26 protein-coding genes and 1 tRNA gene are annotated in these 24,935 nt (G+C 67.5%); 19 read left to right on the top strand and 8 right to left on the bottom strand.

From position 1 onward, the window contains the following. Positions 1–136 precede the first annotated feature (136 nt). From BM013_RS41430 to BM013_RS31635, 3 genes are all read right to left on the bottom strand, one after another. Positions 137–286 carry a hypothetical protein gene (locus tag BM013_RS41430; protein WP_177225626.1) on the bottom strand — a complete coding sequence of 50 codons (150 nt, stop codon included), beginning with the start codon at positions 284–286 and terminating at the stop codon, positions 137–139. A gap of 133 nt (positions 287–419) precedes the next feature. Next, a complete protein-coding gene (locus BM013_RS31640; protein WP_093132527.1) occupies positions 420–614 on the bottom strand; it encodes a hypothetical protein in 195 nt (64 codons plus the stop codon). Between the two features lie 11 nt (positions 615–625). Then, positions 626–919 (bottom strand): single-stranded DNA-binding protein, encoded by a 294-nt coding sequence (locus BM013_RS31635; RefSeq protein WP_093132526.1) that lies wholly within the window; start codon positions 917–919, stop codon positions 626–628. 134 nt (positions 920–1,053) lie between these two features. On the opposite strand from BM013_RS31635, the gene BM013_RS31630 reads away from it, so the two are divergent. The 4 genes from BM013_RS31630 to rapZ are packed head-to-tail and all read left to right on the top strand — an operon-like array spanning position 1,054 to position 4,804. Further along, on the top strand, positions 1,054–1,317 hold the full coding sequence (locus BM013_RS31630) for a hypothetical protein (protein WP_093132525.1): 264 nt from the start codon (positions 1,054–1,056) through the stop codon (positions 1,315–1,317). A 10-nt stretch (positions 1,318–1,327) separates the two neighbouring features. Then, positions 1,328–2,245 (top strand): NAD kinase, encoded by a 918-nt coding sequence (locus tag BM013_RS31625; RefSeq protein WP_093132523.1) that lies wholly within the window; start codon positions 1,328–1,330, stop codon positions 2,243–2,245. A 1-nt stretch (position 2,246) separates the two neighbouring features. Beyond that, positions 2,247–3,929, top strand: coding sequence for a DNA repair protein RecN (gene recN / locus BM013_RS31620; RefSeq protein ID WP_093132521.1), 1,683 nt, complete (start codon positions 2,247–2,249; stop codon positions 3,927–3,929). Continuing rightward, positions 3,926–4,804 (top strand): RNase adapter RapZ, encoded by an 879-nt coding sequence (gene rapZ, locus BM013_RS31615; protein ID WP_093132519.1) that lies wholly within the window; start codon positions 3,926–3,928, stop codon positions 4,802–4,804. The genes recN and rapZ overlap by 4 nt, the downstream gene beginning before the upstream one ends. Positions 4,805–4,831: 27 nt before the next feature. Here rapZ and mutY read toward each other — a convergent pair whose 3' ends face one another. The 3 genes from mutY to mutM all read right to left on the bottom strand — a co-directional run bounded on the left by mutY (position 4,832) and on the right by mutM (position 8,775). Next, on the bottom strand, positions 4,832–5,866 hold the full coding sequence (mutY, locus tag BM013_RS31610) for an A/G-specific adenine glycosylase (protein ID WP_093132517.1): 1,035 nt from the start codon (positions 5,864–5,866) through the stop codon (positions 4,832–4,834). A gap of 34 nt (positions 5,867–5,900) precedes the next feature. Continuing rightward, entirely contained in the window at positions 5,901–7,862 is a 1,962-nt protein-coding gene (locus BM013_RS31605; protein ID WP_093132515.1) for a dynamin family protein, read from the bottom strand. 100 nt (positions 7,863–7,962) lie between these two features. Beyond that, on the bottom strand, positions 7,963–8,775 hold the full coding sequence (mutM, locus tag BM013_RS31600) for a bifunctional DNA-formamidopyrimidine glycosylase/DNA-(apurinic or apyrimidinic site) lyase (RefSeq protein ID WP_093132513.1): 813 nt from the start codon (positions 8,773–8,775) through the stop codon (positions 7,963–7,965). Between the two features lie 83 nt (positions 8,776–8,858). On the opposite strand from mutM, the gene BM013_RS31595 reads away from it, so the two are divergent. The 8 genes from BM013_RS31595 (at position 8,859) to BM013_RS31560 (ending at position 15,439) form a co-directional block, all read left to right on the top strand. Then, positions 8,859–10,715, top strand: coding sequence for a tetratricopeptide repeat protein (locus BM013_RS31595; protein ID WP_093132511.1), 1,857 nt, complete (start codon positions 8,859–8,861; stop codon positions 10,713–10,715). A 1-nt stretch (position 10,716) separates the two neighbouring features. Next, a complete protein-coding gene (locus tag BM013_RS31590) occupies positions 10,717–11,253 on the top strand; it encodes a lipoprotein insertase outer membrane protein LolB (protein ID WP_256221795.1) in 537 nt (178 codons plus the stop codon). Further along, complete coding sequence (gene ispE / locus BM013_RS31585; protein WP_093132509.1) at positions 11,250–12,146, top strand: 4-(cytidine 5'-diphospho)-2-C-methyl-D-erythritol kinase; 897 nt, start codon at positions 11,250–11,252, stop codon at positions 12,144–12,146. Before BM013_RS31590 ends, ispE begins: the two co-directional genes overlap by 4 nt. A 70-nt stretch (positions 12,147–12,216) precedes the next feature. After that, a tRNA-Gln gene (locus tag BM013_RS31580) sits at positions 12,217–12,293 on the top strand. A gap of 139 nt (positions 12,294–12,432) precedes the next feature. After that, the gene (locus BM013_RS31575; protein ID WP_093132507.1) at positions 12,433–13,407 is read left to right on the top strand and encodes a ribose-phosphate pyrophosphokinase; all 975 of its coding nucleotides are present in this window, start codon (positions 12,433–12,435) and stop codon (positions 13,405–13,407) included. 95 nt (positions 13,408–13,502) lie between these two features. Beyond that, positions 13,503–14,183, top strand: a complete 681-nt coding sequence (locus tag BM013_RS31570; protein ID WP_093132505.1) for a 50S ribosomal protein L25/general stress protein Ctc — start codon at positions 13,503–13,505, stop codon at positions 14,181–14,183. Between the two features lie 80 nt (positions 14,184–14,263). Beyond that, positions 14,264–14,896 (top strand): aminoacyl-tRNA hydrolase, encoded by a 633-nt coding sequence (pth, locus tag BM013_RS31565; protein WP_093132503.1) that lies wholly within the window; start codon positions 14,264–14,266, stop codon positions 14,894–14,896. 36 nt (positions 14,897–14,932) lie between these two features. Further along, complete coding sequence (locus BM013_RS31560) at positions 14,933–15,439, top strand: hypothetical protein (RefSeq protein WP_177225625.1); 507 nt, start codon at positions 14,933–14,935, stop codon at positions 15,437–15,439. A 34-nt stretch (positions 15,440–15,473) separates the two neighbouring features. Here the strand turns inward: BM013_RS31560 and BM013_RS31555 are convergent, their stop codons facing one another. Next, positions 15,474–15,749 carry a YfhL family 4Fe-4S dicluster ferredoxin gene (locus BM013_RS31555; protein ID WP_093132499.1) on the bottom strand — a complete coding sequence of 92 codons (276 nt, stop codon included), beginning with the start codon at positions 15,747–15,749 and terminating at the stop codon, positions 15,474–15,476. 103 nt (positions 15,750–15,852) lie between these two features. Between BM013_RS31555 and BM013_RS31550 the strand changes: the two genes are divergently transcribed. From BM013_RS31550 to BM013_RS31520, 7 genes are all read left to right on the top strand, one after another. Beyond that, on the top strand, positions 15,853–16,803 hold the full coding sequence (locus BM013_RS31550; protein ID WP_093132497.1) for an ABC transporter permease: 951 nt from the start codon (positions 15,853–15,855) through the stop codon (positions 16,801–16,803). Next, on the top strand, positions 16,800–17,675 hold the full coding sequence (locus BM013_RS31545; protein WP_093132495.1) for an ABC transporter permease: 876 nt from the start codon (positions 16,800–16,802) through the stop codon (positions 17,673–17,675). Before BM013_RS31550 ends, BM013_RS31545 begins: the two co-directional genes overlap by 4 nt. A gap of 5 nt (positions 17,676–17,680) precedes the next feature. Further along, positions 17,681–18,670, top strand: a complete 990-nt coding sequence (locus tag BM013_RS31540) for an ABC transporter ATP-binding protein (RefSeq protein ID WP_093132493.1) — start codon at positions 17,681–17,683, stop codon at positions 18,668–18,670. Further along, positions 18,667–19,497 carry an ATP-binding cassette domain-containing protein gene (locus BM013_RS31535; RefSeq protein WP_093132491.1) on the top strand — a complete coding sequence of 277 codons (831 nt, stop codon included), beginning with the start codon at positions 18,667–18,669 and terminating at the stop codon, positions 19,495–19,497. The genes BM013_RS31540 and BM013_RS31535 overlap by 4 nt, the downstream gene beginning before the upstream one ends. A 120-nt stretch (positions 19,498–19,617) precedes the next feature. Then, the gene (locus BM013_RS31530) at positions 19,618–21,111 is read left to right on the top strand and encodes an ABC transporter substrate-binding protein (protein WP_093132489.1); all 1,494 of its coding nucleotides are present in this window, start codon (positions 19,618–19,620) and stop codon (positions 21,109–21,111) included. A gap of 252 nt (positions 21,112–21,363) precedes the next feature. Next, positions 21,364–22,851: an ABC transporter substrate-binding protein gene (locus BM013_RS31525; RefSeq protein WP_093132487.1), complete on the top strand. Its 1,488-nt coding sequence runs from the start codon at positions 21,364–21,366 to the stop codon at positions 22,849–22,851. Continuing rightward, positions 22,842–24,236, top strand: a complete 1,395-nt coding sequence (locus BM013_RS31520) for an amidase (RefSeq protein ID WP_093132485.1) — start codon at positions 22,842–22,844, stop codon at positions 24,234–24,236. Before BM013_RS31525 ends, BM013_RS31520 begins: the two co-directional genes overlap by 10 nt. A 58-nt stretch (positions 24,237–24,294) precedes the next feature. Here the strand turns inward: BM013_RS31520 and BM013_RS31515 are convergent, their stop codons facing one another. Next, positions 24,295–24,921 (bottom strand): YitT family protein, encoded by a 627-nt coding sequence (locus BM013_RS31515; protein WP_093132483.1) that lies wholly within the window; start codon positions 24,919–24,921, stop codon positions 24,295–24,297. Positions 24,922–24,935: the final 14 nt, after the last annotated feature.

Raw genomic sequence — 24,935 nt, 5'->3', positions numbered from 1 at the left:
CGGCACGGATGCTTGCGACCACCAGGGCGATGCAACGCGACCCAACAGCCAGCAGGCCGCGTCAGCATTCCCACAAACGCCCAACTCCCGCGCTTGAACTGCCCCGTACGAGTGCGCACAAGGTCGTGAGTCACGTTCATAGCGATGCCTCGATGAGCGATGCGGCCAGCACACGCACATTGCGCGCGATGACCTGTTCGTAGGGGGAGAGAGAGCGAAGCTCCGCACCGTCACGGCCTTCAAGCCAGTAACGGAGGCGGAGGAAGGCGCGGGCTTGGCTGCTCATGCCCGACGCTCGATGCGCGCATCACGCGCATTGCTCACCTTGAGGACAGGAACGCGCCTGCACTTCGGATGAACGCGATACCAGAAGCCAGCCGGGTTCTTGAACTGGTCGGCGAGGGGAGTAGGAAGCGGCTTCACAGCGACTGCCCTCCCATCGGCACGCCGCGTTGCGTGTACGTCAGGTCGATGGCTGTCACGCCGTCATCAACCGTGGCCTCGATGCTGATGCCGTCGTAGCCATCCTCAATCGCAGCCTTGAACGCGGCTTCGACCGCAGCCGACAGCAGAGCCAAGCGGGCGGCGTGCAGCGCGTCAGGAGTGACGAGCATGGTGCACCCCTTCAGCTCTTGGCGAACGGAGCGAGGCGCGGAGCCACCGCGAGGCTCCCGGTCCGGTCCACGTACAAGCTGGAGGGGTGCAGGAGGTACTCACCAACGGCGTAGACCAGCGGTTGGCCCTGCTCGTTGCGGTCGAGGATGATTTCCAGTTTCTCGGGGAAAGGAGCGGGCTTGCCGTCCTTGCCGATGGTGTGCACGTAGACCGTCTGGAATTCGAGGTTGTACGGCTTGTTCGACGTCTTGCCGACGCCGGTCATGTTGCGTGTCACGACAGCCGGAATGCTGACTTTGATCATTGGGTGGCTCCTAGAATTGCTACTCAATGTGAGTAGTGCAACGGAGCCTACGATCTACTCACCCTGAGTAGCAAGCACTTTTCTACAATTACTCAGCTTGAGTAGCGCCTACACAACATGAGGAATCGACTGATATGCAAAACACCATGAATCTGCTAGCCACAGCCCTGAAGGTAGAGCCGATCCCTGCATGGACGAAGAAGCTGGGGTTGTCGGCACAAGCGCTCTACAACGCGCGGGACCGTGGGCACCTGTCGCCAGCCATCGCCGGGGCACTGGCGGAAGAACTCGGCCAGGACCCAAAAGAATGGATCGTTGTCGCCGCCCTGGAGTCGGAGCGAGACAGCGCGTGCAAAACACGCATGGTCAAGCGAATGGGCAAGGTTTTGATGTTGTAATTTGTGAGATATGACCTCTCGCTTTCGCCATGTCGCCCTGATCGGCAAATACCAGGCTTCCGGCGCCCGAGCGCAGGCGGATGCGCGCGACGGCGTGATGGAGGGCATCGGCGCCTTCCTGGAATCGCAAGGCTGCACGGTTTTCGTCGAACGCTCGACCTGCAAGGAAGAAGAGGAAGACGAAGGCGCTCCCGCCCATCCGCGCTATGAAGCGCTGTCGGTCGAGGAAATCGGCCAGCGCTGCGACCTCGGCCTCGTGGTCGGCGGCGACGGCACGATGCTCGGCATCGGCCGGCAGCTCGCCAGCTACGGCATTCCGCTGATCGGCATCAACCGCGGCCGCCTCGGCTTCATCACCGACATCCCGCTCGACAACTACCAGGCCACGCTGATTCCCATGCTGGCCGGCGAATACGAGGAAGACCACCGCAGCCTGATGCATGCGCAGGTCATGCGCGACGGTGCCTGCGTGTTCGACGCGCTCGCGATGAACGACGTGGTCGTCAACCGCGGCGCCACCTCGGGCATGGTCGAGCTGCGCGTTTCCGTCGGCCGCCACTTCGTGGCCAACCAGCGCGCCGACGGCCTGATCATCGCCACCCCCACCGGCTCGACCGCCTACGCGCTGTCGGCCGGCGGGCCGCTGCTTCATCCGGCGGTGCCGGGCTGGGTGCTGGTGCCGATCGCGCCGCACACGCTCTCGAACCGCCCGGTGCTGCTGCCCGATGCCGACGAGATCGTCATCGAGCTGGTCGGCGGGCGCGACGCCAGCGCCAATTTCGACATGCAGTCGCTGGCCTCGCTCGCGATCGGCGATCGCGTGGTGGTGCGCCGCTCCGACTTCCGCGTGCGCTTCCTGCACCCGCGCGGCTGGAGCTACTTCGACACATTGCGCAAGAAACTTCATTGGAACGAAGGGGGCTCCTGACATGGCGCTGCGACGCATCGCACTGCGCGACTTCGTGATCGTGCGATCACTCGAACTCGACCTGTCCGGCGGCTTCACGGTATTGACCGGTGAAACCGGCGCGGGCAAATCCATCCTGATCGACGCGCTGCAGCTGGCGCTCGGCAACCGGGCCGATGCCGGCGCGGTGCGCGAAGGCGCCGAACGGCTCGACGTGAGCGCCGAGTTCGACGCCGACCCGGCGCTGGCCGCGTGGCTCGACGACGGCGGTTTCGAAGCCGGCGACGCCCTGCTGCTGCGCCGCACCGTCGACCTGCAGGGCCGCAGCCGCGGCTGGATCAACGGCAGCCCGGCCACGGCCACGCAGTTGCGCGAGCTTGGCGACCGCCTGCTCGACATCCACGGCCAGCACGCCTGGCAGAGCCTGACGCGGCCCGAAGCCGTGCGCGGCCTGCTCGACGCCTACGCCGGCGTGCGCACCGATGCGCTCGACGCCGCCTGGCAAGGCTGGCGCCAAGCGCTTTCCGCGCTCGAACATGCGCGCTCGGCGCAAGACTCGCTGCAACGCGAGCGCGAACGGCTGCAGTGGCAGATCTCCGAAGTCGCCAAGCTCGCACCGGGCGTGGACGAGTGGGAAGAGCTGTCGACCAACCATTCACGCATCTCCAACGCACAGGCGCTGATCGACGCGGCCCAGGGCGCCAGCCAGGCATTGGAAGACGACGACAACGGCGCCCTCGCCGCCCTCACGCGCGCGGCCACGCTGCTGCAGAACTGCGAACACATCGAGCCCGAGTTCCGCAACCTGGGCGAGGTGCTCGCCTCCTGCGTGGCACAGGCCTCCGACGCGGCCCATTCGCTGCACGGCTACCTGCGCGACACCGACGCCGATCCACGCGGCCTGGCCGACCTGGACGAACGCATGGGCCTGTGGATGTCGCTCGCGCGCCGTTACAAGCGCACGCCGGCCGACCTGCCGGCGCTGCTGGCCGGCTGGCAGGCTGAACTGCAGGCGCTCGATGCGCAAAGCGATCTCGACGGCCTCGAGCGTGCCGAGCAGGCCGCCCAGCAGGTCTACATGAAGGAAGCCAAGTCGCTCGGCAAGGCCCGCAAGCAGGCGGCGCCACGACTGGGCCAGGCCGTGACCGACGCCATGCAAGGCCTCGGCATGCAGGGCGGGCGCTTCGAGGTCGAGCTGCAGCCGCTGGCACAGCCCGGGCGCGCAGGCCTCGAAGACGTGGCCTTCCTCGTGGCCGGCCACACCGGCAGCACGCCGCGCGCCATCGGCAAGGTGGCCTCGGGCGGCGAACTGTCGCGCATTGCATTGGCCATTGCCGTCACCACCAGCCAGCTCGGCGCCGCGCAGACGCTGATCTTCGACGAGGTCGACGCCGGCGTAGGCGGTGCGGTGGCCGAGACGGTCGGCCGCCTCATGAAGCAGCTCGGGCGCGACCGGCAGGTGCTCGCCGTGACCCACCTGCCCCAGGTTGCGGCCTGCGCCGACCACCATCTCGTGGTCGCCAAGCGCCAGACGGCGGCGGCCGGCAAGGAAGGCCCGCGCACCGAGAGCGGCGTGTCGCGCCTCGACGACGACCACCGCGCCAAGGAAATCGCCCGCATGCTCGGCGGCGAGAAGGTCTCGCAGACCTCGCTCGCGCACGCACGGGAAATGCTGGGGCACCAGGCCTCGGCGATCGCGCCATGAACCTCGACCTCGTGCTCATCACGGGCATGTCGGGCTCCGGCAAGTCGGTCGCCCTGCATGCGCTGGAAGACGCGGGCTACTACTGCGTCGACAACCTGCCGCCCGAGCTGCTCACGCCGTTCATCGCGCTGCAGCACGAGCAGGAAACGCCGCGCGTCGCCATCGCCATGGACGTGCGCAGCGGCGTGTCGCTGCCGATCGTTCCGCAGCAGCTCGAAGCGCTGCGGCGCGACGGCGGCATCTCGTTGCGCTCGCTGTTCCTCGACGCGACCACCGACGCACTGCTGCGCCGCTATTCGGAAACCCGCCGCCGCCACCCGCTGTCGCGCCAGGAAGGCCGCACCGACGTGCCCGAGCAGCACCGCGTGCTGATGCAGGCCATCGAACTCGAGCGCGAGCTGCTGGCCGACCTGCGCGACGGCGCCGACGTGATCGACACCAGCCTGATCCGGCCGGCGCAGCTGCAGAGCTACATCAAGTCGCTGATCTCGGCACCGCAGAGCGCGCTGACGCTGGTGTTCGAATCGTTCGCCTTCAAGCGCGGCGTGCCGCTGGACGCGGACTACGTGTTCGACGTGCGCATGCTGCCCAACCCGCACTACGTGCCGGCGCTGCGCCCGCTCACGGGCCGCGACGAGCCGGTGATCGAATGGCTGCGCGAGCACGACGACGTGGCGCGCATGTACGACGACATCGAGCAGTTTCTGTCGCACTGGCTCGACGCACTGGCGCGCGACCACCGCAGCTACGTCACGGTGGCCATCGGCTGCACCGGCGGGCAGCACCGCTCGGTGTTCCTGGTCGAGCAGCTGGCGCGCTCGTTCGGCGCGCGCTGGGGTGCGCTGAAGCGGCACCGCGAGCTCGACGCGAGCTGATCTGCCGAACAGCCGGTCAGCTGTTCATCAGGTCTCGCCGCTCTCCAGCAGCTTGCGCATCGGCGCAGGCAGGCCCAGCCGGGCCCATTCTTGCGCCTCGACCCAACGCGCACCCTCGCCCTGCGGCTGGCTGCCTTGCAGCAGCACGGGGTGCAGGTGCAGGTCCTTGTGGGTCAGCACGTGGGTGAAGGCCGGCAGGTCTTTCACGCCGCGCTGCGCGGCCGCGGGCAAGGCGGCCAGAAGCTCGTCGCGGCTGTCGAACACGGGCAGGCAATACAGCCCGGCCCAGATGCCCTTGGCCGGCCGCTTCTCCAGCCACACGCGGTCCTGCGCATCGCGCGCCAGCAGCACCCAGAGCGACTGGGCGCTGCGCTTGAGCTTGCGGGTCTTCACCGGATAGCGCTCGGGCGCGCCTTCGCGCCGCGCCACGCAGGGCGTGTTGACCGGGCAGATCATGCAGCTGGGCTTGCGCGGCAGGCACACGGTGGCACCCAGGTCCATCAACCCCTGCGTGTAGTGCGCGATCGCCTCGCGCTGTTCGGCGGGCGGCAGCAGCTGCGTTGCAAGGTCCCACAGCGCGCGCTCCTGCGCGGTCGACGACATGTCGCCCGCAAAGCCCAGCACGCGCGTCAGCACGCGTTTCACATTGCCGTCGAGGATCGCCACGCGCTCGCCGAAGCAGAACGCGGCAATCGCGGCGGAGGTCGAACGGCCGATGCCGGGCAAGGTGACGAGCTCGGCGGCGGTGCGCGGAAACTCGCCGCCGAAACGCGCGACGACGTCCTGCGCGCAGCGGTGCATGTTGCGCGCGCGGCTGTAGTAGCCCAGGCCGCTCCAGAGGCCGAACACTTCGTCTTCGGTGCCGGCGGCCAGTGCCTTCACGTCGGGAAAGCGTTCGAGAAAACGCGCGAAATAGCCAAGCACCGTCGAGACCTGCGTCTGCTGCAGCATCACCTCCGACAGCCACACGCGGTACGGGTCGCGGGTGTTCTGCCACGGCAGTTGGCTGCGGCCGTGGCTGCGCTGCCAAGCCACGACCTGCGCGGCGAAATCGGGGGGCAATTGCAATGTCGCAGCCGCCGTGGAGGCGGAAGACTCAGGCCGCACGCAGCTCGCCGACGGTCGCCGTGGCAGGCGGCTTGCCCGGCTGCGCGATCAGCGACGTGAACTCGCGCAGCCGCACGTGCAGCTCGGCCAGGTCGCGCTCCTGCGCAGCGAGTTCGAGCAGCCGTTCATCGAGGTTGCCCGCCGCGCTCTGGATGCGCTCGATCGCCTCGATGCGCTTGCTGAAGTTGCGGCGGCGCTCCTTGAGCTGCGCATCGATCTGCGCGCTGGCACCCTTGCTCCAGCGCTCGACCTCGGTCATCGCAGCCTCGTTGACGAGGCGCAGCCGGCTGGCCAGCGCACGAACCAGCTTGTCGCAGAAATCGGCCTGCGCAAGCTTCAGCAGGTTGCCCACGCCCAGGTAGTGGACGTGGCTGCGCTCGATCTGGCTGAGCTCCTGCTCGAAGCCGGTGAGGTCGGGCTCGGCCGGCGCCTGCAGCGTGAAGCCCTGCTCGGCGTTGAGCTGACGGAAGGTGGCGTGCAGCATCGACTGGATCTCGGCCGTGGTCGCCTGCACTTCGCGCAGGTTGTTGCGCAGCGAATCGAAAGTCTCGCCGTACACCTTGCGCACGTTGAGCTTGACGCCGGGGCGCTTCAGCGCGGCCGACAGTCGCACCATGTCGGCCTTCAGCGCGGTGCGCCCGAGCACGGCGTACACCTCGCGCAGCAGCTTGCCCTGCACCGAGCGCAGCGCCAGGATGCGCGTGTTGCTGCCTTCGAATTCGGCGTGTTCCTGGTCGATGCGCGCACGCATGTGGCGGATCACCGAGACGTTCTTGCCGCGCAGTCCCTGCAGCTCGAGCGCCTGCTCCGACAGGTCGCGCTGGCGCACCTTCAGGATGCGTTCGGCTTCGGCGCGCAGCGCGGTCATGCCTGCATCCACCGCCAGGCGCAGCATGGTCTCGCGCTTGCCGAGCACACCTTCGGCCAGCAGCGTTTCGAGCGCCGGCAGGCGGCTGGCCTGCAGCAGCTGCGCGTCGTGCTGGATCTTGGCCTGCAGCCCCTTCTGGGCGGACACTGGCAACACCTGCGCGAGCGGCACTTCGAGCAGGCGGGCCGCGCCTTCGCGCTGGCGTTCGATCTGCTGTTCGATGTGCGCGGGCGTGCTCAGCGTGTCCCACATCGTGTCGATCTTGTTGAGCACCACGAAGCGCGTGTCGTTGCCTTCGTCCTCGGTGATCAGGTGTTCGCGCCAGATCGACAGGTCGGAGCGCGTCACGCCGGTCTCCGCGCCCAGGATGAAGACCACCGCATGCGCCTGCGGGATCAGGCTCACCGTGAGTTCGGGCTCCGCGCCGATCGCGTTCAGGCCTGGCGTGTCGAGAATCACCAGCCCCTGCTCCAACAGCGGATGCGGCATGTTCAGCACCGCATGGCGCCAGCGCGGGATTTCGACGCGGCCTTCGGCGTCCTGCACCGGGTTGTCGTCGGGTGTCTCGTCGTTCCAGAAGCCCAGCGTGCGCGCTTCTTCCTTGCTGACCCAGCGAACCTCGGCCACCTTGCCCATGGCCAGCGCGAGTTGCTCGGCGTTGCCCACGTCGATGGCGATCTCGGTCCAGCGCGTCGGCTTGTCGCGCCAGTGCACGAGCGAGTGCGGCTCCAGGCGGGTCTCGATCGGCAGCAGGCGCAGCTTGGGCGCCTGCGCGGGGTCGTAGCCCAGCTCCGTCGGGCACATCGTGGTGCGGCCCGCGCTCGCCGGCATGATGCGGCGCCCGTAGCTGGCGAAGAAGATGGCGTTGATCAGCTCCGACTTGCCGCGCGAGAACTCCGCCACGAAGGCGACCATGACCTTGCTGGTGCGGATCTGTGTCTCGAGCCCGCGCAGCCGCTCGGCCACCGCCTGGTCGAGCAGCTCGTTCTCGCTCAGCCAGCGGGACAGCCACTGCAGCCGGCGCGCGAAGTTGCTCCGCCAGGCACCGTGCTGATCGAGTTGTTGGTTGAAGGAGCGGCTCAAGGGAGATATGTAAGAAAGAGCTTACAAATATAGCATCGGGAAGCGTTCAGCAACCGTTTCTTGTGCATTCCATCACGGTCTTCGCAGGCCTCGGTCATGCTTACTTCTGGCAATTGGGACAGTAATAGGTGGAGCGCTGCCCTTGGCGCAGCAGCCGGATCGGCGTTGCGCAAACCCGACATGGCTCGCCGGCCCTGCCGTAGACGGTCGCCTCGAGCTGGAAATACCCGTTCTGGCCGTCCACGTTGGAGAAATCGCGCAGCGTGCTGCCGCCCTTCTCCACCGCCCGCGCCAGGATCTCGCGCACCGCCGCATGCAGCTTGGCCGCGCGCGGACGGCTGATGCGCGCCGCCGACAGCGTCGGCCGGATGCCCGCCTGGAACAGCGCCTCGGACGCATAGATATTGCCCACGCCCACCACCACGTCGCCCGCCAGAAGCACCTGCTTGACGGCCGTCTTGCGCTTCTTCAGGCCGGCATGGAAGGCATCGAGGTCGAACGCGTCGCCCAGCGGCTCCATGCCCAGGCCGCCGAGCAGCTTGACCGCCCACGGGGCGTCTTCGTGCTCGACGTAGACCACGGCACCGAAGCGGCGCGGATCGTTCAGCCGCAGCGTGCCGCGGTCGGTCACCAGGTCGAAGTGATCGTGCGTGCCGGCGGGCGGCAGCGCCGCGTCGAAACGCAGGCTGCCCGACATGCCCAGGTGCAGCAGCAGGATGCCGTGATCCAGGTCGATCAGCAGGTACTTGCCGCGGCGGCGCACCTGGAGCACCCGGCGTCCGACCAACGCCTCGGGCACCACCATGAGCGCCCAGCGCAAAGGCTTGCCGATGCGCACCGCGTCGATGCGCGCACCGGCGATGCGGTCGGCAAAACCGCGCCGGGTGACTTCGACTTCGGGTAGTTCGGGCATGAAAAAAGTAAATCTCCGGCAAACGCCTGCGGCGACGAAGCCCCACGCGGTGCTCGTTCAAAAGCCTGGATTATTATGGCCAGATGAACTTTTCGCCCCGCCGACACCGCCTTGCGGCGGCCGCGTCTCTCGCCTTGATGGCTTGTGCGGTCCACGCACAAACGTCCGATCCCGCAGCCCCCGCCAGCCCCGCGCCGGTCATCGAGCGCTCCGCGCCGGCGAAGCCGCCGGCAAGGCCCCGCGTGGTGGCCGCGGCCAAGCCGGCTGCCGAAGCTGTGGTTGTGGAACCGTCCGCGCTCACGGCCGATCTGTTCTACGAAATCCTGATGGGCGAGTTGACGACCCGCTCTGGCGACCCCGGCTCCGGCTATGCGCTCGTGCTCGACGCCGCGCGCCGGCTGCGCGACGGCAAGCTGTTCCAGCGCGCGGTCGAGATCGCACTGCAATCGCGCTCCGGCGACGCGGCGCTTGCCGCGGCACGGGCCTGGCAGGAAACGCTGCCGGCGTCGCGCGAAGCGCGGCGCATCGAGCTGCAGATCCTCATCGCGCTGAACCGCATCAGCGAAACCGTCGAGCCGCTGCGCGCCGAAGTGGCGGCCACCTCGCAGATCGAGCGTCCGCTATTGATGGCCGTGATTGCGCGCAACTACTCGCGCGCCACCGACAAGAAGCTCGCGGCCTCGGTGGTCGAGCAGGCACTGTCCGACGAACTCAAGAACCCGGCCACCGGCGGGCTGGCCTGGGCCACCGTCGGGCGCCTGCGCCTCAACGCGGGCGATGCTTCCGGCGCGCTGGAAGCCGCCCGCAAGGGCCAGGAGATCGACCCGGCCTCCGATGCGCCGGCCGTGCTGGCGCTCGAGATGATCGATCCCGGCCAGCCGCTTGCCGAGCCGATCGTCACGCGCTATCTGAGCAACAACCCCAAGGCCGCGCCCGACCTGCGCATCGCCTACGGCCGCGTGCTGGTCGAGAACCGCCGCTACAGCGACGCCACCACGCAGCTGCAGGCCGTCACCTCGTCGCGCCCCGAACTCGCCGAGCCGTGGCTGCTGCTCGGCAGCCTGCAGATGCAGGCCAAGCAGGACGCCGCCGCCGAGACCTCGATCAAGCGCTTCATCGAGCTGTCGAACAGCCCGAGCAACAAGGACACCGACGCCTCCGACCGCAAGCGCGGCGTGTCGCAGGCGTACTTCGCGCTGTCGCAGCTGGCGGAGCGGCGCAAGGACTACGCGGGCGCCGAGCGCTGGCTCTCGCGCATCGACGGCGGCGCCGAGGAGATCGTGGCCGCGCAGACCCGCCGCGCCGCGCTGCTGGCCCGCCAGGGCAAGCTGCCGCAGGCACGCGAAGTGATTCGCGCCCTGCCCGAGCGCACCGCGGAAGACAAGAAGCAGAAGTTCCTCGCCGAAGTGCAGCTGCTGCGCGACGCCAAGCAATACCAGGCGGCCTACGACATGCTGGCCCAGGCCTCCGTGGCATCGCCCGAGGACAGCGATCTCGTCTACGACCAGGCCATGGTCGCCGAGAAGCTCAACCGCCTGGACGACATGGAGCGGCTGCTGCGCCGCCTGATCGAGCTGAAGCCGGAGAGCCAGAACGCCTACAACGCGCTCGGCTATTCGTTCGCCGATCGCAAGATCCGCCTCGACGAAGCGCACACGCTGATCAAGAAGGCCGTGCAGCTGGCGCCGGACGATCCATTCATCGCCGACAGCCTGGGCTGGGTTGAATTCCGGCTCGGCAACACCGACGAGGCGATCCGCATCCTCGAGGCCGCGTACAAGACGCGTCCCGACCCGGAAATCGGCGCGCATTACGGCGAAGTGCTGTGGGCGACCGGCCAGAAGGACCGCGCGGTCACGATCTGGAAGGAAGCGCTGCTGAGCGACGCCGAGAACGAGACGCTGCAGGAAACCCTCAAGCGCCTGCGGGTGAAGCCCTGACGTGGTGCAAGTGAGCGCATTGGCGCCAGCCACCTCCGTCGATCGCGGCCGCCGCACCCTGCTGGCGGCGGGCGGCGCGGCCATTCTCCTGATGGCGGGCTGCGCCCAGCTGTCGGGCGGCTCCTCGGCACCCACGCGCTCGGACAGCTGGAGCGGGCGCATGTCGCTGCGCATCGAGAGCGAGCCGGTGCAGACCTTCGCAGCGCTGTTCGAGCTTCGCGGCTCGGCCGAAGCCGGTGACCTCACGCTGACGACACCGATCGGCAGCACGCTCGCGCAACTGCATTGGGCGCCCGGCGAAGCCCTGCTGAAGGACGGCAGCCGCACGCGGCGCTTCGATTCGGTCGATGCGCTGATCGAAGCGGCTACGGGCGCGGTGATTCCGGTCGGCGCGCTGTTCGGCTGGCTCGCGGGCCGCAACGACCCGGTGCCCGGCTGGAAGCCCGACTTGGGGCAGCTCGCCAACGGCCGCCTGCAGGCCGTGCGCGAATCGCCAAGCCCGCGCGCGGACCTGCGCATCGTGTTCGAACGGTCATGAAGGCGATCTACGACCTTCCCGCGCCGGCCAAGCTCAACCTCTTCCTTCACATCACCGGCCGGCGCGACGACGGCTACCACCTGTTGCAGTCGGTGTTCATGCTGATCGACTGGTGCGACACGCTGCACGTCGAGCTGCGCCGCGACGGCCAGCTGAGCCGTGAAGACCTCACGACGGAATTGCCGGCCGACGACCTCGTCCTGCGCGCCGCGCGCGCCCTGCAGGCCTTCGCCGCGCCCGGCCAGGGCGCGCACATCGGCGTGGCCAAGCACGTGCCGGCGCAGGCCGGCATGGGCGGCGGCTCCTCGGACGCGGCCACCTGCCTGCTCGCGCTGAACCGCCTGTGGGGTCTGAACCTGCCGCTCTCGCGCCTTGCCCATATCGGGCTGAAGCTGGGCGCCGACGTGCCTTTTTTTCTGGGTGGCCGCAATGCGTGGGTCGAGGGCGTCGGAGAGCAACTGACTCCGGTTACACTCCTTCCCGCGCACTTCGCGGTGGTCAAACCTCCCGAAGGACTCGATACCCGATTAATTTTTTCAGCAACAGATCTTGAACGTTCAACTCCTGTTGCTATAATCACAGGCTTTGCTGCAGAGAGCGAATCGCTCGAAGCGACAAACCTGAAAAACTCGGTTCTGAGTGCTTCGGTTTTCGACTTCGGTCACAACGACCTGCAGCCGGTTGCACAGCGACTTTGTCCCGCGGTCACCGACGCCATCGAATGGCTCGGCGCCCAAGGATTGAAGGCCCGAATGACCGGCTCCGGAAGTTCGGTATTCGCGAAGTTGCCGCAAGCGCCGCAGGAAGCGGAACTGCTGAAGGCCCCCAAGGGCTGGCAGGTTCGTCAATGCAGCAATCTGGAAGTTCATCCGCTGTGCGGTTGGGCAACCTGAAGATGATCGGATCGTTCATTCGATTCGATGCGACATATATCGGTTGGTGGTGAAAACCATCGACCCGTGTAGGGGAGTCGCCAAGCTGGTTAAGGCACTGGATTTTGATTCCAGCATGCAAAGGTTCGAATCCTTTCTCCCCTGCCAAATCTTCAAAGACTGCGGCCCAACGGCCGCAGTCTTCATTTGCAGCCCACCCGCTGCAATAATCGGCGGCCTACCGGTCGCCATGCATCACAAACCTTTGGCGGCTTCCTAAGCCAACTTGCACTGCCGGGACGCGCTCATGCAGGCTAATCACCCTGACTTCATGGTTTTCACCGGCAACGCCAATCCTGGCCTTGCTGCAGAAATCGCGCACAACCTCGGCACTTCGCTGGGTGCCGCTCGCGTCGGTCGCTTCTCCGACGGTGAAGTCACCGTCGAGATCAACCAGAACGTCCGGGCGCGCGATGTGTTCGTGGTGCAGTCGACCTGCGCGCCGACCAACGAAAACCTGATGGAACTGCTGATCATGGTCGACGCGCTCAAGCGCGCCTCGGCCGAACGCATCAGCGCCGTGATCCCCTATTTCGGCTATGCCCGCCAGGACCGCCGCCCGCGCTCGAGCCGCGTGCCGATCTCGGCCAAGGTCGTGGCCAACCTGCTGGAAACCGTCGGTGTCGAGCGCGTGCTCACGATGGACCTGCACGCCGACCAGATCCAGGGTTTCTTCGACATTCCCGTCGACAACATCTACGCTTCGCCCGTGCTGCTGGGCGACCTGCGCGCCAAGAACTACGAAGACCTGATCGTGGTCTCGCCCGACGTCGGCGGCGTGGTCCGTGCCCGTGCGCTGGCCAAGCAACTGAACTGTGACCTCGCCATCATCGACAAGCGCCGCCCGAAGGCCAACGTCAGCGAAGTCATGAACGTGATCGGCGAGATCGACGGGCGCAACTGCGTGATCATGGACGACATGATCGACACGGCCGGCACGCTGGTCAAAGCGGCCGAAGTGCTGAAGGAACGCGGCGCCAAGAGCGTCTACGCCTATTGCACGCACCCGATCTTCTCGGGCCCGGCCATCGAGCGCATCACGCAGGGCTCGGCCCTCGACGAAGTGGTCGTGACCAACACCATTCCCCTTTCCGACGCGGCCCTGGGCTGCGGAAAGATCCGCCAGCTCTCCGTGGCACCGCTGATCGCCGAAACGATCCAGCGCATTGCCAAGGGCGAGTCGGTGATGAGTTTGTTCTCGGACCAGGACAACCTGTTCTGATCTGAGCAAAAAGCGGGCGCCCCTTCCATTCCGGACCGGCGCCCTTGTTGAACCGGAGTCGCACTGGTCGCGGTGGACTCTTACAGGAGCTAGTTATGAAATTCGTCGCTTTTGAGCGCGCAAAGCAGGGTACGGGTGCGAGCCGCCGTCTCCGCATCTCGGGCAAGACCCCTGGCATCGTCTACGGTGGCGACACCCAGCCACAACTGATCGAGATCGATCACAACGCGCTGTGGCACGCCCTGAAGAAGGAAGCCTTCCACGCAACCGTGCTCGAAATGGAAATGGGCGGCAGCGTCAGCAAGGTTCTGCTGCGCGACGTGCAATACCACCCGTTCCGCCAGCTGGTGCAACACATCGACTTCCAACGCGTCGATGCCAAGACCCGCATGACCATGAAGGTGCCGCTGCACTTCAAGGGCGAGGAAGAGTCCGATGCCGTCAAGCTCGAGCAAAACCTGGTCAACCACGTCACGACCGAACTGGAAGTGAACTGCCTGCCCGCAGAACTGCCTGAGTTCATCGAAGTGGACCTGTCGGGTCTGAAGAAGAACGGCACCGTCACGCTGAAAGACATCAAGCTGCCCCGCGGCGTGAAGTGGGTCAGCCACGGCAAGGTGAACCCGGTGCTGGCTTCGGCCGTCGCTCCGGCCGCCGAAGAAGTCGAAGCTCCCGCCGAAGGCGCAGCCGCTGCAGATGCAGCAGCTCCCGCAGGCAAGGGTGGCAAGGCTGCTCCCGCCGCCAAGACCCCCGCTGCCAAGACCGCCAAGAAGTAATCAACTTCCTCGCGTCTGTCGGTATGAAGGCCCGCCCCGTGCGGGCCTTCTGCTTTTGGCGGACGGGATAATCCACGACCATGATCAAGCTGTTCGTCGGCCTCGGAAACCCGGGCCCTGAGTACGAAGCCACGCGCCACAACGCGGGCTTCTGGTGGATCGACGCCCTCGCGCGCGACTGGAAGCTCAACCTCGTGCCCGAGCGGAGCTACCACGGCCTCGCGGCGCGCACCAGCATCGGCGGCCAGAGCATCTGGCTGCTGGAGCCGCAGACCTTCATGAACCTGTCGGGCAAGTCGGTCGGCGCGCTCGCCCGCTTCTTCAAGATCGCGCCCGAGGAAATCCTCGTGGTGCACGACGAGCTCGACGTGGTGCCGGGCCAGGTCAAGCTCAAGTTCGGCGGCAGCCATGCGGGCCACAACGGCCTGCGCGACATCCATGCGCAACTGGGCACCGGCGACTACTGGCGTCTGCGCCTGGGCATCGGGCACCCCGGCGTGAAGTCGGAGGTCGTCAACTGGGTGCTGAAGAAGCCGCTCAAGGAACAACGTGAAGCCATCGACGACGCCATCGTGCGCACCCTCCACGCGGTGCCCGCGCTGATCGCGGGCGAGATGGAGAAGGCGACGCTGCTGATTCACACGAGCAAACCGCCCCGGCCCAAACCGCCGCGGCGGGAGCCCGGCGAAGGGGGCACGCCTGCCGCCACCTAGCCGGCCACCGGAGTGCAGGGAGGGAGAGAAATAAAAATGAGCAAGAAGAAGAGAACAGGAAGCACGGCGGCGGGGAGAAGAAGCCGAATTGCTATATTTTTGATAGCGACATGCGTTTGTTCCATGGGCGTGTCAGCCCAAAATGCCGCGCAAACCTGGCGCTGCGGCAACACCTATGCCGACCGGCCCTGCGACGGCGGCAAGACGGTGAAGGTGGAAGACCAGCGCAGCGACCAGGACCGCCGGGCGGCCGACGCCGGAACCCGCAGCGCGCAAACCCACGCCGACCATCTGGAGCGCACGAGGCTGACCCAGGAAAAGGCCGCCCACGACCGCGACCAGCGGGCCGCACGGGAAGGCAGGAGCGCCGCAATGGCCGAGCGGCGGCTCGCCATGTCGGAGCAGAAGGAGCGGGAGCGCGCACGCAAGGCGGCCAGCGAGCCGCGCAAGTCCAGCATGAGTTTCAGCGGCGGCCCGGGCGCGAAGGCGGCTGGCGGCGATGCGCCGGAGCGCAAGAAAAAGAAGCGGAAGTCGGCCGAGTGAATGCGAAGAGCGCCAGGAGCGCAAAGAACGCGAACTAGGCGCCGGTCGAAGCCGTCGTCACCTTGATCGCCGTGAGACGCTCGTACTTCTGCATGAGCGTCTCGCGGCTTTCCACGTGTTCGGGGTTCAGCGGAATGCACGCCACCGGGCAGATCTGCACGCACTGCGGCTCATCGAAGTGGCCCACGCATTCGGTGCACTTGTGCGGGTCGATCTCGTAGAACGCCTCGCCCATGTAGATCGCATCGTTCGGGCACTCGGGCTCGCAGACATCGCAGTTGATGCATTCGTCGGTGATCATGAGGGCCATCCCCCGATTATCGCGGGGCCGGACACACGGGCAGCCCGTGAATGACAAAGGCCACATTCACGGCACACTTGTTGCACGAGTCAGTTATGCTGCGCCCCGCCCCATGAGTCTGTTCCTAATAAAGCGCCTTGCCACGCTGATCGGCACCTTGATCGGCGCCTCGGTCATCGTCTTCCTCGTCCTCGAGATCCTGCCCGGCAATGCCGCGCAGATGCTCATGGGCCCCGACGCATCGCCCGAAGCCGTCGCGGCCCTGGCCACCAAGCTCGGCCTCGACCAACCCGCGTGGACCCGCTACTGGCACTGGATCGGCGGCCTGCTCACCGGCAACCTCGGCGACAGCTACGCCTACAGCTCGCCGGTGCTCGACCTGATCCTGGAGCGCCTCGCGCTCACCGTGCCGCTGGCCATGATGGCGATGGCGCTCACTGTCGTCATTGCGCTGCTGGTCGGCGTGACCGCAGCGGCGCGCCACAACAAGCTGGGCGACGTCGGCCTCATGGGCATGGCGCAGGTCGGCATCGCGATTCCGAATTTCTGGTTCGCGATTCTGCTGATCCTCGTGTTCTCGGTGCAGCTGCAGTGGTTCTCCGCCGGCGGCTTCGAGGGCTGGGGCGAAGGCATCTTCGCGGGCCTCAAGTCGCTGCTGCTGCCCGCGCTGTCGCTCGCCGTTGTTCAGGCCGCGATCCTCGCGCGCATCACGCGCTCGGCCGTGCTCGAGGTGATGCGCGAAGACTTCGTGCGCACCGCGCGCGCCAAGGGCGTGTCGCAGCGCATGGTGCTGTGGACCCACGTGCTGCGCAACGCGATGATCCCCGTCATCACCGTGATGGGCATGCAGTTCTCCGAGCTGCTGGCCGGCACCATCGTGGTGGAGAACGTGTTCTACCTGCCGGGCCTGGGCCGCCTCATCTTCCAGGCCATCAGCAACCGCGACCTGATCGTGGTGCGCAACTGCGTGATGCTGCTCGCGGCCATGGTGGTCATCGTGAACTTCGTGGTCGACGTGCTCTACGCCGTGATCGACCCGCGCATCAAGGCCAGCGACATATGAGCACCGTGACAGTGCCGAGCGCCGCCGCGCTCAAGGTGCCGGGTTTCTGGCGCCGCGCCCTGCAGCACCGCAGCTTCGTGCTGGGCGGCGTGTTGACGCTTCTGCTGCTGCTGGCCGCCGGCGTCTCGCTGGTATGGACGCCATGGTCGCCCTACGACATGGACATGGCCCACAAGCTCATGCCGCCCTCGGGCTCGCACTGGCTGGGCACCGACACCTACGGGCGCGACGTGGCTTCGCTGCTGCTGGTGGGTGCGCGCGCGTCCATCCTGGTGGGCGTGATCGCGGTGGGCATCGGCCTCCTCGTCGGCACCGCGCTGGGCCTGCTCGCCGCCGCCCGGCGCGGCTGGGTCGAGGAGGCCATCATGCGGCTCACCGACTTCTCGCTGGCCTTCCCCGCGATCCTCAGCGCGATCATGCTGACGGCCGTGTTCGGCGCGGGCATCGTCAACGCGATCATCGCGATCGGCATCTACAACATCCCGACCTTCGCGCGCATCACGCGCGCCTCGGCCAACGCCATCTGGTCGCGCGAATACGTGGCCGCCGCGCGCGCCTGCGGCAAGGGCAGCTTCGCCATCACCATGCAGCACGTGCTGCCGAACATCTCGGCCGTGCTGATCGTGCAGATCACCATCCGCTTCGCCATTGCCATCCTGGCGGAAGCCGCGCTCTCCTACCTCGGCCTGGGCACGCAACCGCCGCAGCCCTCGTGGGGCCGCATGCTCAGCGAGGCGCAGACCCTGATGTTCCAGTCGCCCCTGCTCGCGGTGTTCCCCGGCATGGCCATCGCGTTCGCGGTGCTCGGCCTGAACCTGCTGGGCGACGGCCTGCGCGACCTGCTCGATCCACGACTTGCCCGGGCGAGGTAATCCAGATGCCACTGCTCCAGGTCAAGGACCTGCACATCGAACTTCAAACGCAACGCGGCCCCGCCGAGGCCGTGCGCGGCATCTCGTTCTCGCTCGAGCGCGGCGAAACGCTGGGCATCGTCGGCGAATCGGGCTGCGGCAAGTCGATCACCGTGATGTCGCTCATGGGCCTGCTGCCCTCGACCGCAAAGGTCACCGGCAGCATCAGGTTCGACGACACCGAACTGGTCGGCCGCGACGAGAAGTCGATGTGCAAGATCCGCGGCAACCGCATCGGCATGATCTTCCAGGAGCCGATGACGGCGCTGAACCCGGTGCACACCATCGTGCGCCAGGTCGGCGAGCCGCTGCGGCTGCACCGCGGCCTGTCGAAGGCCGACGCGCGCAAGGAAGTGCTCGCGCTGCTCGAGCGCGTGGGCATTCCCGATGCGGCCTCGCGCCTCGATGCGTATCCGCACCAGTTCTCCGGCGGCCAGCGCCAGCGCATCGGCATCGCCATGGCGCTGGCCTGCGGTCCCGACCTGCTGATTGCCGACGAGCCCACCACCGCGCTGGACGTCACCATCCAGAAGCAGATCCTCGAACTCATCCAGAGCCTCGTGGCCGAGCGCGGCATGGCGCTGATCCTGATCTCGCACGACCTCGGCGTGATCGCGCAGACAGTCTCCAGGATGCTCGTGATGTACGGCGGCAGCGTGGTCGAGAGCGGCCCGACCGAGGCCGTGTTCGCGCGCCGCGCCCACCCCTACACGCAAGGCCTGTTCGCCGCGCGCCCCGCCATCGGCGCGCCGCGCGGCCTGCGCCTGGCCACCATCAAGGGCAGCGTGCCCGAGCTGGTCGACCTGCCGGCAGGCTGCCCGTTCGCGGGCCGCTGCAGCTACACCGTCGACGCCTGCAAGACCACGAAGCCGCCGGCCACGATGCTGCCGCACGACCATGCGGTGCGCTGCATCCGGCTCGAAGACATCGCCGCGCAGGAGGCCGTCGCATCATGAGCGCACCGAACCCAGCCGCCCCGTTGCTGCAGGTCACCGACCTGGTGCGCCACTACGCACTGCCGCGCGAGAAACTCTTTGGCCCGCCGCCGACCGTGAAGGCGCTCAACGGCGTGAGCTTCAAGGTCGAGGCCGGCCGCAGCGTGGGCATCGTCGGTGAATCGGGCTCGGGCAAGTCGACCATTGCGCGCCTGGTGATGGCGCTCGACGTGCCGACATCGGGCACCGTCTCGCTCGAAGGCCGCAACCTGCACACGCTGTCGAGGCCGGCGCTGCGCACCGCGCGCCGCGATTTCCAGATGGTGTTCCAGGACCCGTACGGCTCGCTCGACCCGCGCCAGACCGTGGCACGCATCGTGGCCGAGCCGCTCGAAGCCCTGGCCGAGACCAGCCGCGCCGAACAGCGCGAGCGCGCCACCGAGGCACTCGCCGCCGTCGGCCTGCGCACCACCGACATGGACAAGTATCCGCACGAGTTCTCGGGCGGCCAAAGGCAGCGCATCGCCATCGCGCGCGCGCTCATCACGCGGCCCAAGCTCATCGTCGCCGACGAGCCGGTGAGCGCGCTCGACGTGTCGGTGCAGGCGCAGGTGCTCAACCTCATGCAGGACCTGCAGCAGCAGTTCGGCATCAGCTACCTGCTCATCAGCCACGACCTCGCGGTGGTCAACCACCTGTGCGACGACGTCTGCGTGGTGTGGAAGGGAAAGATCGTCGAGCAGGGGCCGCCCGCCGAGCTGTTCCAGCATGCGCAGCACCCGTACACGCGCACGCTGCTCGAGGCGGTGCCGCGCACGCCCGCCGGCGGCACGCTGCTGCCCGCCTGACACCGAAGCGTCTTCTCGCTTTGCTGCAATGCTTAGGATGAGTGGGTCATAAGCATCTGGTTGCGCGCGCGCCCCGGTCTCGCGGATGATGCTTGCCCCTTGTTCGGAGGACATCGCTTCATGCTCAAAAGACGCACCCTGCTCGCCACCGGCGCCGCAGCCCTGACACCGCTGGCACTGCCCACGCTGGCGCTCGCGCAACGAAAGAAGGACGCGCTGGTGATCGGCCTCACGCTGGAGCCGACGGGCCTGGACCCCACGGCCAAGGCCGGCGCGGAGATCGCCGAGGTGGTGCTCTACACCGTCTTCGAGACGCTCACCAAGATCAACTCCGACGGCAGCGTCACGCCGCTGCTGGCAGAAAGCTGGGACCTCTCGCCCGACCTGAAGACCTGCACCTTCAGGCTCAAGCGCGGCGTGAAGTTCCAGAACGGCGAACCCTTCAATGCGCAGAGCGTGAAGTTCTCGTTCGAGCGCGCGGCCGCGGCCAACAGCACCAACAAGGACAAGCGCACCTTCACCAACATCGCGACGCAGGTGGTCGACGAACACACGGTGGTGCTGATCAACAAGGAGATCGAGCCCGACCTGCTGTTCCTGCTGGGCCAGGCCTCCGCCATCCTGGTCGAGCCCAAGACGGTCGAGACCAACGCCACCAGGCCGGTCGGCACCGGTCCCTACCGGCTCGACACCTGGGCCAAGGGCTCGAGCATCGTGCTGGCCAAGTGGGACGGGTATCGCAATGCCGGCGCGGTGCAGATCCGCAAGGCCAGCTTCCGCTTCATCTCGGAACCCGCCGCGCAGACCGCCGCGCTGCTGTCGAACGACGTCGACCTGTTCCCGCATGCCTCGGTGTCGCGCAGCCTGTCGCAGTTCCAGAACGACAAGCGCTTCCAGATCGTCTTCAACGCCTCGCGCGGCAAGACCATCCTGGCCATCAACAACAAGCGCAAGCCGCTGGACGACGTGCGCGTGCGCCGCGCCATCGCCGCGGCCATCGACCGCAAGGCCGTGATCGAGGCCGCGGTGGACGGCCGCGGCGTGGCGATCGGCAGCCACTACGTGCCGGGCGCGCCGGGCTACGTCGACACCACCGGCATCAATGCCTTCGACATCGAGAAGGCGAAGAAGCTGCTGGCCGAGGCCGGCGTGAAGACGCCGCTCGAGCTCGACCTGGTGCTGCCGCCCCCGCCGTACGCGCGCCAGGGCGGCGAGCTCATTGCCGCGCAGCTGGCCAAGATCGGCATCGTCGCGAAGATCCAGAACGTCGAGTGGGCGCAGTGGATCAGCGGCACCTACGGCAACAAGAACTACGACCTCTCGCTGATCCTGCACGTCGAGCCCTTCGACCTCGTCAACTACACCAAGCCCGAGTACTACTGGGGCTACCAGTCGGCAAAGTTCAACGAGGTGTTCGACAAGGCGCGCAACGCCGCGCGTCCGGCCGACCGGCTGCGCTACCTCGGCGACGCGCAGCGGCTGCTGGCGGAGGACGCGGCCAACGTGTTCCTGTTCCAGCCGCAGTTCATCACGGTGGCCTCGCGCAACCTGCGCGGGCTGTGGAAGGACACGCCGATCTTCGTGAACGACATCGCGGCGCTGTCCTGGGGCTGAGCCAGGGCTGAACGGGATCGAGCCGAAGCTGAAGCAAGCGCTCGCGGCGCCTCGCCCTACGGGAACGTCCCGAGGAAAAACCGCCCCGCGGGCCGCACGGCGGCGGGTGCGCTGCGAGAGAATGACCGGCTGCGCACGTGGCATCTTTCGTGCTGCGTGTCGAGTCTTTCGTGGCGTTGCGCCTCCCTTCGGGGCATGGCGCGCGCCGAAGCAGTCATTCGACCCAGGCCCGTTTTTCCGGAGATCACACGTATGTTGAACCGCCGCACCCTTCTCACCACCGCTGGCGCCACCGTTGCGCTGGCCACCCCGCTCGCCGGCATGGCGCAGGGCAGGAAGGACGCCATCGTGATCGGCATGGCGCTCGAACCGCCGGGCCTGGACCCGACCTCGGGCGCCGCCGCCGCCATCGCCGAGGTGGTGCAGTACAACATCCTGGAAACGCTCACCAAGATCAATGCCGACGGCAGCGTCACGCCGCTGCTGGCCGAGAGCTGGGAAGTCTCGCCCGACCTGAAGACCTACACCTTCAAGCTCAGGCGCGGCGTGAAGTTCCAGAACGGCGAGCCCTTCAACGCGGCCACCGTCAAGTTCTCGTTCGACCGCGCCGGCGGCGAGAAGAGCACCAACAAGGACAAGCGCACCTTCGCCAACCTCAGCACCCAGGCGGTGGACGACTACACGGTGGTCGTCATCAACAAGGAGATCGACCCCGACCTGCCCTTCGTGCTGGGCCAGGCCACGGCCGTGATCGTCGAGCCCAAGAGCGCCGACACCAACGCCAACAAGCCGGTCGGCACCGGCCCCTACAAGCTCGACGCATGGGCCAAGGGCTCCTCGCTCACGCTGAGCAAGTGGGAGGGCTTTCGCAGCCCCGCAACCGCCAAGATCAACAAGGTCACCTTCCGCTTCATCTCCGACACGGCCGCGCAGGCCGCGGCCATGCTGTCGGGCGACGTCGACGTGTTCGCGCGCATCGGCACGCGCGTGGTGCCGCAGTTCAAGATGAACCCGCAGTTCCAGGTGATCCTGGCCGGTTCGCGCGCCAAGACCATCCTGTCGATCAACAACAGGAAGAAGCCGCTGGACGACGTGCGCGTGCGCCGCGCCATCCTCGCGGCCATCGACCGCAAGGCCATCATCGAAGGCGCGGCCGACGGCTTCGGCGTGCCCATCGGCAGCCACTACGTGCCGGGCGCGGCGGGCTATGTCGACACCACGGGCATCAACCCCTTCGACATCGAGAAGGCCAAGAAGCTGCTGGCCGAGGCCGGCGTGAAGACACCGCTCGAGCTCAAGATGACCCTGCCCCCGCCGCCGTACGCGCGCCAGGGCGGCGAGGTGATCGTGGCCCAGCTCGCCAAGATCGGCATCGTGGTGAAGGTGCAGAACGTCGAGTGGGCGCAGTGGCTCAGCGGCACCTACGGCAACAAGGACTACGACCTGTCGATCGTGTCGCACGTGGAGCCCTTCGACCTCGGCAACTACGCCAAGTCGGACTACTACTGGGGCTACCAGTCGAAGGCCTTCGACACGCTGTTCGACAAGATCAAGAGCACCGGCAACGCCACCGAGCGCAACAAGCTGCTGGGCGACGCGCAGAAGATGCTGGCCACCGACGCGGCCAACGGCTTCCTGTACCAGCCGCAGTTCCCGACCGTGGCGAAGAAGAACGTCAAGGGCATCTGGAAGGAAAACCCGATCTTCGTGAACGACCTGTCGGCCCTGTCGTGGGGCTGAACGACCTTTCCGCGCAGGAGCTTGCCGCCGCCTACCGCGACCGCAAGCTCTCGCCGGTGGAGGTCACGCAGGCGGTCATCGCGCAGATCGAACGCTGGGAGCCGCACCTGCAGGCGACCTGGCTGTTCCGCCCCGAAGCCGCGCTCGACCAGGCGCGCGCATCGCAGGCACGCTGGCAGCGCGGCGATGCGCTCGGCCCGCTCGACGGCGTGCCGGCGACGATCAAGGAAAACATCGCCACGCGCGGCGACCCGATGCCCGCCGGCACCGCCGCGGTCGACCTGCGGCCCGCCACGGCCGACGCGCCGCCGGCCGCGCGTCTGAGGGAAGCCGGCGCGGTCATCGTCAGCAAGACGACCATGCCCGACTACGGCATGTTGTCGTCGGGCCTCTCCAGCTTTCACACGCTGGCGCGCAACCCCTGGGACCTGCGGCTGACGCCGGGCGGTTCCAGCGCGGGTGCCGGCGCCGCAACGGCGGCAGGCTACGGCCCGCTGCACCTGGGCACCGACATCGGCGGTTCGCTGCGCCTGCCCGCGAGCTGGTGCGGCGTGTTCACGCTGAAGCCGAGCCTGGGGCGCGTTCCGATCGATCCGCCCTACATGGGCCGCGCGGCCGGGCCGATGACGCGCACCGTGGGCGATGCGGCGCTGCTGATGCAGGCGCTGTCCAAGCCCGACGCGCGCGACAGCATGAACCTGCCGCCGCAGGACATCGACTGGGCCGGCTTCGACGTGTCGCCCGACCACCTGCGCGGCGTGCGCATCGGGCTGCTGCTCGACGCGGGCTGCGGCCTGGCCGTCGAGCCCGAGATCCAGGCCGCGGTGGAAGACGCCGCGCGCTGGCTGGAGAAAGCCGGCGCGGTCATCGAGCCGATGCAGCCGTTCATGTCGCAAGCCATGCTCGACGGCATGGACCACCTCTGGCGCATGCGCTCGCTGGTGGACATGAAGGGCCTGCGCGCGGACCAGCGCGCGAAGGTGCTGCCGTACATCCGCGAATGGGCGGAGAGCGCGGCCGAGTTCAGCGGCGAGCATGTGTTTCGCAGCTTCAGCCAGTTCCACACCACGCGCGTGACCACGGTGGCGGCATGCGCGCGCTATGACTACGTGATTTCGCCCGTGTCGCCGAACATGCCGGCGGCCGCGGAGGCGCCCTCGCCCACCAACGATCCGTTGCGTGCGCTGGAACACATCGGGTTCACGGTGCCGTTCAACATGTCGGAGCAGCCTGCCGCTTCGGTGAACTGCGGGTACTCGGCGTCGGGCCTGCCGATCGGGTTGCAGATCGCAGGGCAGCGTTTCGACGACCTGGGCGTGCTGCGCGTGGCGCGTGCGTTCGAGCAGATCCGGGAGCCGCAGAGGCCCTGGCCCGTGCCGGCCTAGAACGCGTCGTTCAGGGCACGATCCCGCCCACGGCGGGCCCTGTGCACACGCCCCGAACTCAGGTCGCCGCGTACCGCCCCGGCTTGTGGTTGATCCAGAGAAAGAGCCCCATCACCACCGCCGCCATCACCGACCAGCCCACGCGCTGCGGCGGAATCACGAACAGCGCGAGCAGCACCACCGTGCAGTCGATGGCGATCTGCACCTTGCCGGCCGGCCAGCCGCGCTTTTCCTGCAGGTAGAGGGTCAGCACCGTCGCGCCGCCCAGGCTCGCGCGGTGGCGCGCGAGAAACAGGCAGCCCGTGCCCAGCATCAGCCCGCCGAGCACGGCCGCGAAGGCCGGGTGCAGCAGGCCGATCGACAGGTAGCGCGGCGCCCAGTCGGTCATGACCGACAGCAGCGCGATCGCCGAGAAGGTCTTGACGGTGAACGCGCGCCCCATGTGGCGCCATGCGAACCAGTAGAACGGCAGGTTGATCAGGAAGAACAGCTTGCCGAAGCTCATGCCCGTGGCGTAGTGCAGCAGGAACGCGATGCCCGCCGTGCCGCCCGTGAGCAGGCCCGCCTGGCCGAACAGCATCATGGCGATGGCGACGAAGAGCGTGCCCGAGAAGATCGCCTGCGCGTCGTCGAAGTGCGAATGGCGCAGCAGGTTCTGCGGGGTCGTGGGAGGTGGCGCGTCCATGGCATGGCAGACGC

Source organism: Variovorax sp. OK605, assembly GCF_900115445.1.
GTDB lineage: Bacteria > Pseudomonadota > Gammaproteobacteria > Burkholderiales > Burkholderiaceae_C > Variovorax.
Note: the sequence above shows the minus strand (reverse complement) of the source record. Positions and strands in the feature narration are given on the sequence as shown.

Coding starts and splice junctions, on each gene's coding strand:
- BM013_RS31630 (WP_093132525.1), top strand. CDS start 1,054: ATGCAAAACACCATGAATCTGCTAGCCACAGCCCTGAAGGTAGAGCCG.
- BM013_RS31535 (WP_093132491.1), top strand. CDS start 18,667: ATGAGCGCACCGAACCCAGCCGCCCCGTTGCTGCAGGTCACCGACCTG.
- BM013_RS31570 (WP_093132505.1), top strand. CDS start 13,503: ATGAAATTCGTCGCTTTTGAGCGCGCAAAGCAGGGTACGGGTGCGAGC.
- BM013_RS31640 (WP_093132527.1), bottom strand. CDS start 614: ATGCTCGTCACTCCTGACGCGCTGCACGCCGCCCGCTTGGCTCTGCTG.
- BM013_RS31635 (WP_093132526.1), bottom strand. CDS start 919: ATGATCAAAGTCAGCATTCCGGCTGTCGTGACACGCAACATGACCGGC.
- BM013_RS31625 (WP_093132523.1), top strand. CDS start 1,328: ATGACCTCTCGCTTTCGCCATGTCGCCCTGATCGGCAAATACCAGGCT.
- BM013_RS31550 (WP_093132497.1), top strand. CDS start 15,853: ATGAGTCTGTTCCTAATAAAGCGCCTTGCCACGCTGATCGGCACCTTG.
- mutM (WP_093132513.1), bottom strand. CDS start 8,775: ATGCCCGAACTACCCGAAGTCGAAGTCACCCGGCGCGGTTTTGCCGAC.
- BM013_RS31595 (WP_093132511.1), top strand. CDS start 8,859: ATGAACTTTTCGCCCCGCCGACACCGCCTTGCGGCGGCCGCGTCTCTC.
- BM013_RS31545 (WP_093132495.1), top strand. CDS start 16,800: ATGAGCACCGTGACAGTGCCGAGCGCCGCCGCGCTCAAGGTGCCGGGT.
- BM013_RS31555 (WP_093132499.1), bottom strand. CDS start 15,749: ATGGCCCTCATGATCACCGACGAATGCATCAACTGCGATGTCTGCGAG.
- ispE (WP_093132509.1), top strand. CDS start 11,250: ATGAAGGCGATCTACGACCTTCCCGCGCCGGCCAAGCTCAACCTCTTC.
- BM013_RS31515 (WP_093132483.1), bottom strand. CDS start 24,921: ATGGACGCGCCACCTCCCACGACCCCGCAGAACCTGCTGCGCCATTCG.
- pth (WP_093132503.1), top strand. CDS start 14,264: ATGATCAAGCTGTTCGTCGGCCTCGGAAACCCGGGCCCTGAGTACGAA.
- BM013_RS31525 (WP_093132487.1), top strand. CDS start 21,364: ATGTTGAACCGCCGCACCCTTCTCACCACCGCTGGCGCCACCGTTGCG.
- BM013_RS31575 (WP_093132507.1), top strand. CDS start 12,433: ATGCAGGCTAATCACCCTGACTTCATGGTTTTCACCGGCAACGCCAAT.
- recN (WP_093132521.1), top strand. CDS start 2,247: ATGGCGCTGCGACGCATCGCACTGCGCGACTTCGTGATCGTGCGATCA.
- BM013_RS31540 (WP_093132493.1), top strand. CDS start 17,681: ATGCCACTGCTCCAGGTCAAGGACCTGCACATCGAACTTCAAACGCAA.
- rapZ (WP_093132519.1), top strand. CDS start 3,926: ATGAACCTCGACCTCGTGCTCATCACGGGCATGTCGGGCTCCGGCAAG.
- BM013_RS31560 (WP_177225625.1), top strand. CDS start 14,933: ATGAGCAAGAAGAAGAGAACAGGAAGCACGGCGGCGGGGAGAAGAAGC.
- BM013_RS31530 (WP_093132489.1), top strand. CDS start 19,618: ATGCTCAAAAGACGCACCCTGCTCGCCACCGGCGCCGCAGCCCTGACA.
- BM013_RS41430 (WP_177225626.1), bottom strand. CDS start 286: ATGAGCAGCCAAGCCCGCGCCTTCCTCCGCCTCCGTTACTGGCTTGAA.